Genomic DNA, 13,225 nt, shown 5'->3' on the forward strand with positions numbered 1-13,225 from the left:
AGACGTCAGATGCTGACGCTTCCCCTGAACTCTGGTGCGGTGGGCATGGTGACCAGCAATTCGGTCTCCACTTCGGTCTGTACGGCTTCGGCGTTCGTCTTGCGCGCCGTGGCGATGTCTTTGATGACTGCGGCCTGTTGTGCCATCGGGTCGGCCTGCTCGCGCTGCTCGGGCGTCTGGGCTTCCATGCGGCGGGTCTGGGCGTCGAACGCCTTGATCTGCAGGTCGCCCTGCTTGTCGCGCAGCTGTTCCTGCATCTGCTGCATGGCCTGCGCCTGCTGCTGAAGCTGCTGCTGCATCGCCTGCATCTGCTCCTGCACCTGCGGCGGCAACTGCTTGCCGGATTCCAGCTCGTCCAGAATCTGGTCCTTGTTGCGCAGGCTGGAAGCCAGAATGATTGCTTTCGGGGGAATGGGGATGCCCGATTGGGCCATTTGCGCGAGCTGCTCGAACTGCTCGCTTTGGAGGGTGGCCAGGTCCGGGCCTTCCTGAATGACAATGTCCACGTCCAAGCCGCTGACGTCGTTCTCGATGCCGGCCGGCTGCTCAAGCAGGCGCGGGTCCTGGGGATTCATGCCAAATTGCTGGGCGGCCAGCACCAGGCCCTGCTCCACCTTGTCGGCCGGCAGCTGGGCCAGGCGGTCCTTGACGGTCACCACCTTATTCAAGCCCACCCACTTGATGTTCCGTTCGTCGTCGGTGACGCGGACCCATTTTTCGTCCGTCCAGAACTGCTTGATGCGCATCCACACCGCTTCGTAGATGTCGCGCGTCCACTGGCGCAGCTCGTCCACGATGGGTTCCACCTCAATGCTGCCGGCCTGCTGCTGGGATTGGATGGCGCGGCCGGAGAGCTGGCGCTGATCCTTGCCCGCCAGAGAGGCGTTCGGGCCGCTGGCCTGCATTTCGGCCGTGGCCTGCTGGAGCAGCTCCATCTGGCCATTGGCCATGTCGCCCGTGGGAAGGATGCCGAAGTTCTGGCCGAAGACGGCGCCGCCGTTCAGCTGCACGTGTCCGTCCGGCTTGGCAAGCTCGCGCTTGGCCTCGGCGACGTCCTGCACGGCCTCCTTCGTGCCGTAGGTCTGGCGCTGGTTCAGCAGGTGCAGCGCCTTGGAGCGCCGCTTGTTCACCTCGTCCTGCGTGTCGATCCAGTCGCTCACCGCGCCGTAGCGGTTGTTCTCGCGGTCGATGTAGCACGACCGCATGATGAGGGAATAGGTGGGCCGGCCGTACTTGTCGATGTACGGGGAAACCTGGGGATCCACCAGGAAGCCACCGCGCGTGAACGTTGCGATCATCCACGTGCCGTCCGTGTCCTGATACTGCATCTGCACGATGCGCACGCGGGTGCGGCGGTTGTCCGCCCACATGCCGTCCTTGGGCCGGTCGTCGTAGGTCTCAGACATGGCCATGGTCGCCAGGGACGCCTCGATGGCGTCTTCGCGGCCCGGATAGGTGGCGACGGCCTCCTTTTTGTCCATCCAGATGACGATGCCGCGATACCGGGCATCGCTGAAATCCGTCTTGCGGCTGTGCGGGTCGTACACCAGGCGATCCCAGGGCACGGCCTGGATCGACACCACGATGTCGCCGTTCGGGGCTTCCTCGACGATCACGTCGGCGCCTCCGTAGCCCTCGACGATCATGTATTCGTAGACGGCAGAGCGCACGACGTCAAAGTCGTTCTCGTCGGCCACGAAGCGCAGCGCGTCGGTGGCGGCTTCGGCGCCCTGCTCGTCCTGCGGGTTGCGGGGGAAGGCGCGGGGATCGGTGCGGGAACGGCGCTCAAGACCGCGCAGGATCTCCACCTTGCGCTTGATGTAGTTGATGACCACCGGCGGCTGCCCGCGGCGGCGCAGGGCGGCGATTTCCTCGGTGGTGAGCTGTTTGCCGTCGTAGTAGTCCCGGTTGCGCTCGGCGCGCAGGCGGGCGTCGCGCGTGCCGTCCTCAGCCGCCTCGAAATCCCGCACCAGTTGCGTCAGGTGGTGGTCTAACTCGCCGCCGGACGTGGCTAGGGCAGCGTCGGGCACCTGCTCGCCGTCAATCGTTGCCAGTCTCATCATGCGGTCTTCCAGTTGAAATCATCAGGGTCAGATGCGCCGAATGCGCGGTCCCAGCGGTCCAGAGTCTTGCGTTTGGTCTTGGCACTGACGACGGCAGGGTGCGCATCGTCCAGCGCTCGGCCTATCAACGACGCCGTGTCGACGTCGTCATCGTTCTTTCCGTTCGGGAATTTCAAAAACTCGGCCAGCTCGGCGCCCGGCTCAAACCAGACCCGTTTGCTGGCGGCGCGGGCCTGAAAGCCCCGGGCCCGCGTCGGCTTGTTCGTCACACTGGGCAGCCATTCCAGTCGGCAGAAGGTGTTGCGCTCGCGCATCCGGCGCACCAGCATCGGCTCGATCGCCTTCTGGATGACGCCCGACTCGCCGAACCAGGCGAAGGGCTTGTGCTTGGACATCAGGTCGATCTGTTTCTCGATCCAGACATCCGAGGCGGTCTGACCGCGCCAGCCTGCCACCCGGTACAGGTCCCCGGTCGGATCAACGCCCCAGATGCGATGCACCGTGTAGTCGCCGCCGTCCGCCGTCACCGCGTAGTCGCTCGTGCCGTACAGCGCCAGGTCGCCGGGCAGCGTCTCCCATTCCTGGAAGTAGTCGCGCCGGAAATATGTGCCGTCGTCTGGGTTCGGCTGCTGCTGGTACAGCGCATTCCAATCCCGCTCGGGGAGCACCGCCTTGATCTGCTGGAGCACGGGCAACGGGTAGCGATCAGGCCACAGCGCCTCGCCGTCATCGCTGATCGCCGGCAGGCTCACCACGTGCCACTTGTCCCCGCCCTTCGTCTGCTGGTCCAGCAACTTGCCCGACAGGTCGTCCTCGTGCCACCGCGTGTTGATGACGATGATCGCGCCGCCCTTCATCAGGCGGGTGTAGGCGGTCGACGTGTACCAGTCCCACACTCGGCGCCGGCGCACATCGCTGTCGGCTTCCTCGCGGTCCTTGAACGGATCGTCGATCAGCAGCACGTGCGCGCCGCGGCCGGTGATAGCGGTACCGACGCCGGCGGCCACGTACATGCCGCCCTTGCTGGTGTGCCAGCGATTGGCCGCCTGGGAATCCGGCGCCAGGCCCGATTCGAACAGCAGCCGGTAGTACGGATCGGCCACGATGTTGCGCACGTCCCGCCCGAAGTCCGCCGCGATGTCGCCGTTGTAGGACGCCGCGATGATCTGCCGGTCAGGGTTGCGCCCCAGGTACCAGGCGGGGAACCGGCGGCTGGCCAGCTCGGACTTCCCGTGCCGCGGCGGCATGCAGATCATCAGGCGGGTGATTTCGCCCCGCTCGACGGCTTCCAGGGCCGCGGCGATCTTGCTGTGGTGCCCGGCCGGCTCGTACCCGTGGTTCGTGTACTGCGTGAACGCCAGGAGCCCGCCGCGCGCCTTACGCCTGGCCAGCAGTTCCGCTGCCGCTTCCTGTGGCGATGGCCGCAAGCTCGTCATCGGTCAATTCCTTGGCGGTGGTCAGGCGGAAAGGCTTCTCGTCGGCGTTGGCCAGCTCGGTCCGCACGCGGTCGCCGTACACGGACGGTTCCATGCGGGCGGCGTTCCACTTGCGCACGTCAATACGCAGCTTGGCGGCCTGGACTTCGTCGGATGATTTGCCCTTCACCGAGTCGGCGATGTCCACCATTTCCTCGGCGAAGGCATGAGCGCGCTCCTTCGTGGCCGCCTTGTACAGCGACTGGATGCCCTGGCGGTCCTCCTGGACCCAGAGCATGAACGTGGAGCGGGCGACGCGGCCCTTCTTGCGGCAGGCCTTCACGACGGACATTCCGGACGCAACATCCCCGCAGATCGCGATGGCCTGGGCCAGGATCTGCTCGTCGGTCAGGGTGGTCATGTCGGTGTCGGGACGCAAAAAAGCCCGCGAACCTTTCGGTTGCGGGCTTCGTGGAGGCATTTGTGGAGACTCGGAGGCGATAGTAGCGCCGGATTCAGCCAGTTGCAAGAGGCTCGCCCATCAGCCCGCGGCGGATGAACATGGGGATGAGCAGCGCCTTGGCTTCCTGGTATGCCTCGTGCAGCTGCTCGGGCGTCATCCGGGCATTGCGCATCAGGCGGTTGCCGGCGTGCCTGTTGCCTGCGTGGATGTCCACGGCGGCGCGCATCTGCCAGGTGGGCAGTGCGTCGATGCAGACGTCGACTTGCTGGGCCTGGCTGCGCGCGATGCGCAATTCCCGCTCGGACAGCGTGTCGTCGGTGTGGCCGCGCGTGGGCTTGGCGTCCTTGAACATCGGCGAGGCGTTGGAATGCCCCAGGTGCGGGCGGCAGGCCAGCGTGTAGCGGTACCAGGTCATGATGAGTTCTTCGGCTGGGTCAGCCTGGGAGAACAGGAAGGGGTCGGCGGCGCGGGCGGTGGCGAGTTGCATGCTCACTCCCCTCCCCGCCGGCCGCTGGACAGCGACGGCGTCTTCGGCTGCGCTTCCATCGCGCGGCTGCCATTCAGGCGCAGGCCGACCGATGCGAGGCTGAGCGCCGGGCGTGCCATGGCGTTGATGCCGCGCGGCCCTGCCACGAACACCGGGATGTCCAGGCCGTCCAGCGCCTTGGGCTTCTGCGGGCGGCGCTGCGCGGGCTGGCGCTTCGGTTTGGGCAGCGCGACGACCGGCTCGGCCTGGCCGTAGTGCGCCAGTCCTTCCTTGATCGTGGCTTCCAGCCAACGGTTGAACGACTGGCGCGGCGTCTGGCCGGTGCACAGCACGGCGCCGGACTCGCAGCGCCACACGCCGCCGATGAGCTTGATGTGGGGTTTGTTCACGATTTGCGCTCCTGATCGACAGCCCAGTGCAGGATTGCTAGGGCGTCTGCGTCGTTGTCAGATTCCGGCTTAAAGCCCCGGACGGTGGCCTGGGCTTTCATGGCGTCCTTGTCGGCGTTGCCGTTGCCCGTCCAGAACTTCTTGATCGTCTTGACGCCCACGGGTTGCAGCGTGGCTCGGTGGCTGTCCGCGACCATCTGCACGATGCACAGGAACGCGCCGTAGGCATGCGCGGCGTCCGTGCCCACGTGGCGCTTCACGTCCTCGTAGGCGATGACCGTGGCCTGGTGGCGCACGATCAGGTCGGTCAGGAACGATCGCGCGCGCAGCCAGCGCTGCCCCGGCGTCCAGCTCTTGCGCGGCGTGAAGACTTCCGTGCCGTGCCAGACCTTGCCGTCGCGGGCGCGAACTGCCCAGCCCAGTTTCGTGCCCAGGTCCAGTGCCAGAACGACGACGTTGACCGTCGGCGGCTCGACCACGTAGGGCACGCCGGGAGCAACCAGCACGTTTGCAGCCTGCGCGCGCGCGAAGCTGTCCGCGAGCGTCCCGGCCATCGGGTCATACGCCACGTCTGCGGCCTGTTGGGTGAAGTTGGGTGGGGTCATGCTGTGGCTTCCTCGGGTTGGCTCTGATCCAGCCAGGTGGTGCCTTGGCCGGCGGGTTTCGGGGTGCCCATGTGCGCCTGGGGCTGGCGGCATTCGTCGTCCAGGACGCGGAGCAGGAGCGTGCCCAGGTGGTAGGCGGTCTGTTTGTCCGCCTTGGCGAAAGCGTCAACGATGTCGGCGCGGCCCAGGGCCTTGATGCGGTCCAGCACCTTGCTGGCCACCGCGTCGCCCTTGGCGCGATTCACCAGCCAGTAGGCAGCGGTGAACAGCGCCTTGCGGTTCTGCACGCGCGCGCTGATGTCGTCGAACTCGGCACGAGGCGCGCCGAAGTGCAGGCGGCAGTGCCAGTCCTTCCCGCCCTGGGTGCTCATCGTGAGCGTGCCCGGCAGGCAGCAGCCGAAGGCAGCGCAAAGTCCATAGGCCTGGGGTTCGTGGCCGCTGGCGGCGGCGCTGGCTTCGGCGTAGCTGGTCATGCGGTGGCTCCGGGCTGGTGCTGGGCGACCTTGGCGGCCGATTGCAGCTTCAGGCTGTCCAGGCGCTCGCGCTCGGCCTTGCTGGCCTCTTCGGCGGCGCGGCGGCGTTTCTCGGACGGCGACAGCGCGCTGGCGACCAGTTTGCGCAGGCGCGCGATGTTCTCGGCAGCCACCTCGTCATCGCCCATGCCATTGCTGGGCGCCGGCGGAGGCAGCAGCGCGGCGACGTGCGGCGCCGGCAACTGGCCCAAGGCAACGGCCTGCTGCAAAGCATCCTCGCGCTGCGCGACGTCGTGCCCCAGCGAGGCGATCCAGCGCACGGGGCGCAGCTCCTTGCGCGCCTTGATGACCAGCCTGTCGTAGGCAGACTTGAACGCCATCCGCGCGCCCACCTTGTCGCCGTTGGCCAGGACCGGCCGGGCGGCGCTCAGCGCGGCGCTGATTTCGTCCGTCCACACCACGGTGATCGCCTCGTCGTCGGCGCGCATGGCTATGGCCCAGGCCTCGTCGGCATCAGGCCGGCCGTCGTTGGCCGCGGCGCCCTCGATCTGCGCGACGATGTGCGCGGGCTGGATCATGGTCTTGTACTTGCCCTCGTCTGCGTCGATCAGGTGCGCCTGGATGGCCTTCTCGACCAGCGCCAGCGGGTAGCGGCGCACGGCTTGGAAGAAAAGCGCCTTCGCTCGTACGCCCAGCACCTTCAACTGCCGAAGCTCCGCAACGTCGTCCAGCAGTTCACAGAACCGTTCGAAATCGTCCTCAGACATCGATCACCTCCTGACGGCTGGCGCCACCACCGAACACGAGGCGCTTGGCCTCGGCATTGATCTGCGCGGCGTTTGCGGCCGCCCCGGCGCTGGAGCCGGCCATGCCATTGCCGCCGCTGTCAGGGCGGACCCACTCGGCCTTAAAGCCTTGCCATCCGCGCTCAGCCGAAGTGCGCAGCGCGGCGTTCAGGGTCATCCCGGCAGTGGCGGCTTCGCGTTCCAGACCCGCCAGCGCGGTAGCCGTTACGGGCGCTCGCTTCTTCGCGCGCAGCGCCAGGAAGTCGGCAGCCACCTGGGGCTCTACACCCCTGGCCTGCAGGTCAATGGCTGTGATTGCCGCTGCGGCCTTCGCCTTGTCGGTTTCGGGCTTGGGGGATATAGGGGGTTCTTTCTTCTTTTCTTCTTCTCTATTCTTCTCTTCTCTAGTCCGCTTTTTGTCCGCTTCCGAAGCGGACGAATTTCGGTCGTTTCGCTTCCTGTCCGCGTCCTGTGCGCGCTTCTTCGCAGACTGGCCGTTATGCTCTTCAAACCGGGGCATCCATAGGGAAGAACCGTCAAATTCCAGCCAGCCGACCGCGATCATGGCGTGCGCAAATCCGGGAAATCCGATCGTCTCGTCCAACACTTCGGGGCTGTAACCCTCAAGCTGTCCGTTGACGGAATGGACATCGAAAAGACTCCACGCGGACAAAAGTCCGCCGACAACGCGCAATCTGTCCGCTTTGCAAGCGGACGCCATGCGGACAACTTTCGGATGCGTCGGGAGATCGACGCGCATCTTGATCCAGTCAGCGGCCATTACGCGGCCTCCTTGAACTTGTCGCTGTTCGCGGCCATCTTCTGGGCGCGCACGGGTTCCCAGCGCGTGTAGCCCCAATCCCAGGTGGCGCGCTTTACCTCGCGGTCAATGCCGCTCTGGTCGTAAAGCGTGTGGCAGTGGTAGCAGGCGGGAACGGTGAATTTGTCGTTGACCTTTAGGCCCATGCCCTTCCCTTCGTTCTGATGGGCGGGCACGACCGTGGGGTCGCCTTCGTAGCTGCAGCAGCCCGCGAATTGCAGGTAGCAGCGCTCGCCGCGGCACGCGGCCAGGTACTTCGGTTCGTGGCCGGCGCGATTCTTCGGCGCGCGGCGCTTGAATGCGGTGCGCTGCAGGCCCGTGGCGGCCTTGAGCGGGGTCTTGCGGGTCAGGGGCGTGCGGCGGAGCATCAGCGGGCCTCACGCGTGCGGAATTCGACGCCCAGCTCGGCGCCGGCGGCTTCAACCTGCGTCAGGTACTGGGCCATGCCTTTGACGGTCAGCATCGTGGTGCTGCCCACCAGCGCGCGGTCGCCGCGCGGGGTGATCTGCCACTTCACGTAGCCGTCCTTGCACAGCTCAGGGTCGTATTCCTCGGGCAGGTATTCGCGCTTGAAGAACTCGTGCCACGCTTCGGCGGTGAAGCGCTTGCCGTTGACCCACGCTTGCTCGGCGATGTCGTTGAGCGGCCCGGCCCACATAAGCGCGTTCTGCGACAGCTTGCGCGGCTTGACCCGCTCGCGGATCAGCACCTCGATGGGGTATTCCTCATCCAGCGGCAGGTTGCCCAGCTGCGCCTGCACAGCGGCCAACTGGCTCGGCCCGCGCAGCAGGTAGGTCTTGGGGTTCAGCAGGCGCTGGCGCATGTCAGACCCGCTCGTCCGATTCGATCTCGGCCTGCAGGTACTTGTAGGCCATGCGCTTCAGCGCCTGCAGGTCGTCGCGGCTCACCACGACGGCATCGGCAGCCGCAACCTGCAACCCGACTGCCGCCAGCAGTTGGCAGGCGCGTTCCAGGTGTTCGGCTTTGAACCGGCTTAGCGTGCTTGCGTCCATGCCCATGCAAGCGGCTGCACGGTCCTGCGTCGTGACTGCAAGTCGTTGCAAAACCTCGGCCAAATATCTTGCGCCGGTCTTGCGGGTGCTTTCCTGTCTATCGCCAGATACTGGTTGGGTGGTGCTCATCGAGTACTTCCTTATGAACAAAGAGCGAGGGTTGAGTTGTGACGGAAACGGAAAAATTGCTGCAGCACGCCCAAGACATCGCCCGCCGGACCTTCGTGGACCCTAGCGAGAAAGCCGTGCTGGATATCTTTGATGAGCTGCGCGCCGAGCGTGACCGCACGGCGTGGGCGACCGATGGGCGTGAACACGCCACGGTGCATTGATGGAGTCATGCCGAAGCCCTGCCTTCACTGGAAAGCTCGGGCCAGTACCGGGCGAAGTCGTGCGGGCGCAGATCCTGCCGCCGGCACTTTCCCTCGGTGATCAGCTCGATATCGGCGCCGATCAGGCCGGCGACCTTGTAGCCGTAGGCGATCTGCCGCAGGTAGCCCACGGACGTGCCGCGAGCAGCACAGCGGGCCTCGGCTTCAGCTTTCGGGGTATCCCTGAGCCACTGCAGCAGTGCCTCGACGGGGACTCGGGAGGGGGTTTCGTTTTCTGTGCGCATGACGTGACTTTACCATTTGGTAATGTCAAGTCAATACCTTTTGGTGATTTATCTTTCGGTAATAGACAATGCCGCGCATGAACAACGCCGCAGACAAAGAAGTCGAGAACCGACGCCGCCAGCTGAGGAAGTGGATAGATAGCCACTTCCCCAACATGGCCGCGTTCGTTGCGCGACACGGCCTGAACCAGGGCGAGATTTCCGGGCTGCTGAAGACCAAGTCTTTTGGCAGCCGGAAGGCGCGCAACCTGGAAGAAGCGGCGGGCATGCCACTCCGATACCTCGAGCAGACGGACGAAGGCAGTCCGCTGGGCGCCGGCGTGAACGGAGACAACATCAGCGCGGGACCAGAGATAAGGGGGTTGGTACCAGTGATTTCGTGGGTGCAAGCAGGCGCATGGGCTGAAATATGCGACAACTTCCAGCCCGCGGACGCCGAAGAATGGCTACCCTGCCCCGTCGCGCATGGCCCCAATACCTTCGCCTTGAAGGTCCAGGGCGTCAGCATGGAAAAAAAGTTTCAGCACGGCGACATCATCTTTGTCGACCCGTCGCGCGAGGCCCACAGCGGCAAGCACGTGGTCGTGCGCCTGGACGATGAAGAACGGGCAACGTTCAAGCAGCTCATCATCGAAGACGGCGAAATGTTCCTCCGCCCTCTCAACCCGGATTGGCCCGAAAAGGTGATCCGCGTGAATGGCCGCGCTACGATATGCGGCGTGGTGATCGGCAAGTTCGTGCCGGTCTAGACCTCTACCGGAGCCAGCTCAATGAAGCGATCCTTTGCCGCCGCGGCCTTGATCTTCGCACTGGCGCCATCCAGCCATGCGCAAGTGATCGGGCTTGGTAGAGGCGTCCATGACTCTTGTGGCTCCTTCGTCGCGGAACTGAAGAAGTACGGCCCTGGCACGATGTGGCGGCAGCCAGACGGCGAAGTTCTGTCGACCTTGTCCCACACCTATATCAACTGGGTGCAAGGATTCATCACGGCTACCAACCTGGCGCGGCCCGAAGACGGGCAGATCGCAACGGATCAGGAAGGTCTGGCGGGCTGGCTGAAGAATTACTGCGAGAAGCATCCTGAGCAGACGATCAGCATGGCAACGATCGCGCTTGTGCGCGCATTGCCCCCGGGCTTCCAGTAACGCCGCCTGATCCACACCAGCCGCCTACGGGCGGTTTTTTTGTGCCCGTTACAAATTAAATTACCATTTGGTATTGATGCTTCAATTACCATTTGGTAATCTTCTCCCAACACATCACCAAACGGTAATGCACCTCTCACCACCCGGTGAGCAACCAGGGAGAACCAGATGGCCACACCGCAACGAATCGCCCCGCCGTCGCTCAATCGCGGCGTGTTTGGTTGGGACGCGTGCCGCCTGGCCGACGCTTACAGCACTCAGGAACTGGCCGAGGCCATCACCTGGGTCAGCAAAGCGCCGTGCTGTGCCAACCCTGAAACCGGATCGATCTGGCTGCTGAACAAGAAGGCGCGCCGCATCAGCGAGCAGCTGGCTTGGGCCGTGCGCCATCAGATGGAAGAGAAACGCCGCGCCGAGCAATACCGGCTTGGCTACATGCAAGGCCGCGGCGCCGCCTAACCCCCCACCCCGCCCCGGGTGCCGGGGCAAGGAGACCACCATGTCCAAGAACCTTTTCAGCAACGCAACGACGGCGCAGGCGGTCGCGGAAATGACGCTCTACGGCGGCACCGGCATGAAGCGGCTGGCCGATCTGTGGATCGTGCTGGACGTCGAACGCCGCGCCACGCTCGAAGCCGCGTTCAAGCCCGATTTTGACCGTTACCGCGAAATGGCCGCCAAGGGCGCGCCGGTGCCGTTGACCGTTCCCAACCTTGCCCAGCGTGCCATGCAGGACGTGGCCGCCGGCGACGCGAGGAACTGAATCATGGGCGCCCTTCCCAACTTCCGTATCTCGCCCGAGCAGGAGCTGCGCATGGAGCTGGCCGGCGATCTTCGCCAGGCGCTGCGCGAAGGCCAGCACGAGGTCATCCGCTACACGGCTACCGCCGAGAACCGCCAGCTGGCCGCGCATGCCGTTTACGAAGACAGCATCGGCAAGCAATCGCTGGTGGACGCCTTCGACGCCGTGGCGCGTGCCTACGCGATGGGCGACACCTTCGGCCGTATTGGCGAGCTGTTCAGCAGCTTCATGGACCGCGCCAGCGCGCACTACGTGGAGACGCTGGCCGACGCGATCGAAGACCCGGAGCGTCAGCTTGACGTGCGCTTCGAACTAGCGAGCCGCAAATGATGGCCGCCGCCATTTGGGGCCTATGTGCCCTCTATGTGATTGCCCTGATCGGCGACGCCTTGATGGCGCGCTGCTGGAGAGACGAATGACGACGAAACACACGCCCGGAAATTGGACCGCCGGCAAGACGGGCGGCACCGTGGTGTCCGACCAACCGTTGCCCAACTACAGCCTCAACGGCGGCCACGATCATGTCGACTACTACGGTGGTCACTTGATAGCCGAAAGCATCTGGCGCGCAGAGGATGCCCGCCTGATCGCCGCCGCGCCTTCCATGCTGGCCGCGCTGGAGAAGCGCGCCCAAGCCGACGCCGCTTATGCCCAGCTCGCACTGAGCGACGTGGACCCTGATACCCACGAGCGCCTGTTGCAGCAGATCGAAGACGCGGAAGACGCGGCCAAGGATGCCGCGCGCGCCGCGATCGCGAAAGCCCGGGGTGCCCAATGATCCGCCGCCTCCTGAAAGACCGCGACAACCGCGTCGCCGCCTATGTAGTGGCCGGCGTGCTGACTGCCCTGCTCTTCGGCTACGGCGACCGCCAGCAGCGCGACGAGCAAGCCCAATCCACCCTCACCGCCTGCGAAGGCTGCGGCAAGACCGCCGTGGCCGCGCGCCAACCCTGAGAGACCACCACCATGACCGAAGTTGCAGACGAAGTGCTTGACGCGCCCGCGGCGCTTGCTGAATTCAACCCTGTGCAGAAGGGCCTGGCCGAACTGCGCAAGGAACTGAAGGGCGTGCAGTTCGACGTCACCACCACGGCCGGCGACAAGGCAGCGCGTGCCGCGCGGTCCCGCTGCGTCAGCATCCGCACGTCGGCCGATGCCGCCTATGAAGGCTGGAACAAGCCGATGCTGGCCAAGCAGCGCGAAATGCGCTCCATCCTGGCCAAGATCAAGGACGAGGTGAAGGCCATCGAAGAGACGATCGATGGCCAGATCAAGGCAGAAGAGCAGCGCCGCGCCGAGATCAAGGCAGCGAAGGAAGCCGCCGAACTGGCGCGCCAGCAGGCGATCCAGGAGCGCCTGGACCATATCCGCGACTTCGCCACCAGCGCCGCCGGCCTGTCGTCCGCCAAGATCGAGGCGATGCGCGAGACGCTGGCGGAGTTCCCGCTGACGACGGAACTGTACGAGCACCGCGCCGGCGAGGCCATGCAGTTGCACGCCGAGGTCATGTCCAAGCTGGAACAGATGCACGCCGCAGCGCTGGCGCAGGAGCAGGAAGCCGAGCGCCTGGCCGCCGAGCGCGCCGAATTGGAGCGCCAGCGCCAGGAGCAGGAAGCCGCTGCTGCCGCCGCACGCAAGGCCGAAGAAGAGCGCTTGGCAAAGGAACGCGCCGAATTGGCAGAGCAACAGCGCCAACTGGATGCCGCGCGCTACGCCGAAAACGTCCGCCAGGAAGCCGCGCGCGCCGAACAGGCCCGCAAGGATGCCGAAGCTGCTGCGGCGCTCAAGCGCCAGCAGGACGAGGCTGCGGCCGCCCTGCGCGCCCAACAGGAAGAAATCGACCGCCAGCGCCGCGAGTTCGAAGAGCAGCAGGCCGCCGCGCTCCGCGTTGAGCAGGAAAAGGCGGAAGCCGCGGCCCGCGAGCAGCAGGAAAAGGAAGCCGCCGCGCGCGCCGAAGCCGAACGCGCTGAGCAGGCCCGCCGTGACGAAGCCGCGCGCCGCGAGCGCGAGAACTTCGAAAAGGTCGGCCCTGGCGCCACCGCCATCGCGCACGCCGTCGCCGAGGCCTTCGACGTGGACGTGCAGGTCGCCGTCGCCTGGCTCAAGGAATTCGACGCCGCCAGCGTCGAGCAGATCACCGAGTAATCAA

22 protein-coding genes are annotated in these 13,225 nt (G+C 65.5%); 9 read left to right on the forward strand and 13 right to left on the reverse strand.

Going from position 1 to position 13,225, the window contains the following annotated elements; translation table 11 throughout:
- Positions 1-5: 5 nt before the first annotated feature.
- From AC6LJW_RS09450 to AC6LJW_RS09505, 12 genes are all read right to left on the reverse strand, one after another.
- The gene (locus AC6LJW_RS09450) at positions 6-2,063 is read right to left on the reverse strand and encodes a portal protein (RefSeq protein WP_498087067.1); all 2,058 of its coding nucleotides are present in this window, start codon (positions 2,061-2,063) and stop codon (positions 6-8) included.
- Complete coding sequence (locus AC6LJW_RS09455) at positions 2,060-3,499, reverse strand: terminase large subunit domain-containing protein (protein WP_498087068.1); 1,440 nt, start codon at positions 3,497-3,499, stop codon at positions 2,060-2,062. The genes AC6LJW_RS09450 and AC6LJW_RS09455 overlap by 4 nt, the downstream gene beginning before the upstream one ends.
- Positions 3,441-3,899 carry a terminase small subunit-like protein gene (locus tag AC6LJW_RS09460; RefSeq protein WP_498087070.1) on the reverse strand — a complete coding sequence of 153 codons (459 nt, stop codon included), beginning with the start codon at positions 3,897-3,899 and terminating at the stop codon, positions 3,441-3,443. The genes AC6LJW_RS09455 and AC6LJW_RS09460 overlap by 59 nt, the downstream gene beginning before the upstream one ends.
- A 94-nt stretch (positions 3,900-3,993) precedes the next feature.
- Positions 3,994-4,428, reverse strand: a complete 435-nt coding sequence (locus AC6LJW_RS09465) for a hypothetical protein (RefSeq protein ID WP_498087071.1) — start codon at positions 4,426-4,428, stop codon at positions 3,994-3,996.
- 2 nt (positions 4,429-4,430) lie between these two features.
- Entirely contained in the window at positions 4,431-4,817 is a 387-nt protein-coding gene (locus AC6LJW_RS09470; protein ID WP_498087072.1) for a hypothetical protein, read from the reverse strand.
- Complete coding sequence (locus tag AC6LJW_RS09475; protein ID WP_498087073.1) at positions 4,814-5,422, reverse strand: hypothetical protein; 609 nt, start codon at positions 5,420-5,422, stop codon at positions 4,814-4,816. Before AC6LJW_RS09475 ends, AC6LJW_RS09470 begins: the two co-directional genes overlap by 4 nt.
- Positions 5,419-5,895 (reverse strand): hypothetical protein, encoded by a 477-nt coding sequence (locus AC6LJW_RS09480; protein ID WP_498087075.1) that lies wholly within the window; start codon positions 5,893-5,895, stop codon positions 5,419-5,421. The genes AC6LJW_RS09475 and AC6LJW_RS09480 overlap by 4 nt, the downstream gene beginning before the upstream one ends.
- Entirely contained in the window at positions 5,892-6,662 is a 771-nt protein-coding gene (locus AC6LJW_RS09485; RefSeq protein ID WP_498087076.1) for a hypothetical protein, read from the reverse strand. Before AC6LJW_RS09485 ends, AC6LJW_RS09480 begins: the two co-directional genes overlap by 4 nt.
- Complete coding sequence (locus AC6LJW_RS09490; RefSeq protein ID WP_498087077.1) at positions 6,655-7,461, reverse strand: phage replication initiator YdaU family protein; 807 nt, start codon at positions 7,459-7,461, stop codon at positions 6,655-6,657. Before AC6LJW_RS09490 ends, AC6LJW_RS09485 begins: the two co-directional genes overlap by 8 nt.
- The gene (locus tag AC6LJW_RS09495; protein ID WP_498087079.1) at positions 7,461-7,868 is read right to left on the reverse strand and encodes a hypothetical protein; all 408 of its coding nucleotides are present in this window, start codon (positions 7,866-7,868) and stop codon (positions 7,461-7,463) included. Before AC6LJW_RS09495 ends, AC6LJW_RS09490 begins: the two co-directional genes overlap by 1 nt.
- Positions 7,868-8,323 carry a recombination protein NinB gene (locus tag AC6LJW_RS09500; RefSeq protein WP_498087080.1) on the reverse strand — a complete coding sequence of 152 codons (456 nt, stop codon included), beginning with the start codon at positions 8,321-8,323 and terminating at the stop codon, positions 7,868-7,870. The genes AC6LJW_RS09495 and AC6LJW_RS09500 overlap by 1 nt, the downstream gene beginning before the upstream one ends.
- A gap of 1 nt (position 8,324) precedes the next feature.
- Positions 8,325-8,642, reverse strand: a complete 318-nt coding sequence (locus AC6LJW_RS09505; protein ID WP_498087081.1) for a CII family transcriptional regulator — start codon at positions 8,640-8,642, stop codon at positions 8,325-8,327.
- Positions 8,643-8,698: 56 nt separating this feature from the next.
- Between AC6LJW_RS09505 and AC6LJW_RS09510 the strand changes: the two genes are divergently transcribed.
- The gene (locus AC6LJW_RS09510) at positions 8,699-8,845 is read left to right on the forward strand and encodes a hypothetical protein (protein WP_498087083.1); all 147 of its coding nucleotides are present in this window, start codon (positions 8,699-8,701) and stop codon (positions 8,843-8,845) included.
- Positions 8,846-8,850: 5 nt separating this feature from the next.
- Here AC6LJW_RS09510 and AC6LJW_RS09515 read toward each other — a convergent pair whose 3' ends face one another.
- A complete protein-coding gene (locus AC6LJW_RS09515; protein WP_498087084.1) occupies positions 8,851-9,129 on the reverse strand; it encodes a hypothetical protein in 279 nt (92 codons plus the stop codon).
- 77 nt (positions 9,130-9,206) lie between these two features.
- On the opposite strand from AC6LJW_RS09515, the gene AC6LJW_RS09520 reads away from it, so the two are divergent.
- The 8 genes from AC6LJW_RS09520 to AC6LJW_RS09555 all read left to right on the forward strand — a co-directional run bounded on the left by AC6LJW_RS09520 (position 9,207) and on the right by AC6LJW_RS09555 (position 13,221).
- Positions 9,207-9,878, forward strand: a complete 672-nt coding sequence (locus tag AC6LJW_RS09520; protein ID WP_498087085.1) for a LexA family protein — start codon at positions 9,207-9,209, stop codon at positions 9,876-9,878.
- 21 nt (positions 9,879-9,899) lie between these two features.
- Entirely contained in the window at positions 9,900-10,274 is a 375-nt protein-coding gene (locus tag AC6LJW_RS09525; RefSeq protein WP_498087086.1) for a hypothetical protein, read from the forward strand.
- A 168-nt stretch (positions 10,275-10,442) separates the two neighbouring features.
- A complete protein-coding gene (locus AC6LJW_RS09530) occupies positions 10,443-10,733 on the forward strand; it encodes a hypothetical protein (RefSeq protein ID WP_498087087.1) in 291 nt (96 codons plus the stop codon).
- A gap of 40 nt (positions 10,734-10,773) precedes the next feature.
- Positions 10,774-11,037: a hypothetical protein gene (locus AC6LJW_RS09535; RefSeq protein WP_498087088.1), complete on the forward strand. Its 264-nt coding sequence runs from the start codon at positions 10,774-10,776 to the stop codon at positions 11,035-11,037.
- Between the two features lie 3 nt (positions 11,038-11,040).
- Entirely contained in the window at positions 11,041-11,406 is a 366-nt protein-coding gene (locus AC6LJW_RS09540; RefSeq protein ID WP_498087089.1) for a hypothetical protein, read from the forward strand.
- Positions 11,407-11,491: 85 nt separating this feature from the next.
- On the forward strand, positions 11,492-11,854 hold the full coding sequence (locus tag AC6LJW_RS09545) for an XkdD/Y8K6 family phage-associated protein (RefSeq protein WP_498087090.1): 363 nt from the start codon (positions 11,492-11,494) through the stop codon (positions 11,852-11,854).
- A complete protein-coding gene (locus AC6LJW_RS09550) occupies positions 11,851-12,030 on the forward strand; it encodes a hypothetical protein (RefSeq protein WP_498087091.1) in 180 nt (59 codons plus the stop codon). The genes AC6LJW_RS09545 and AC6LJW_RS09550 overlap by 4 nt, the downstream gene beginning before the upstream one ends.
- 12 nt (positions 12,031-12,042) lie before the next feature.
- On the forward strand, positions 12,043-13,221 hold the full coding sequence (locus tag AC6LJW_RS09555) for a hypothetical protein (RefSeq protein WP_498087092.1): 1,179 nt from the start codon (positions 12,043-12,045) through the stop codon (positions 13,219-13,221).
- Positions 13,222-13,225 lie beyond the last annotated feature (4 nt).

It is taken from the genome of Achromobacter sp. 1012554356 (assembly GCF_059760815.1).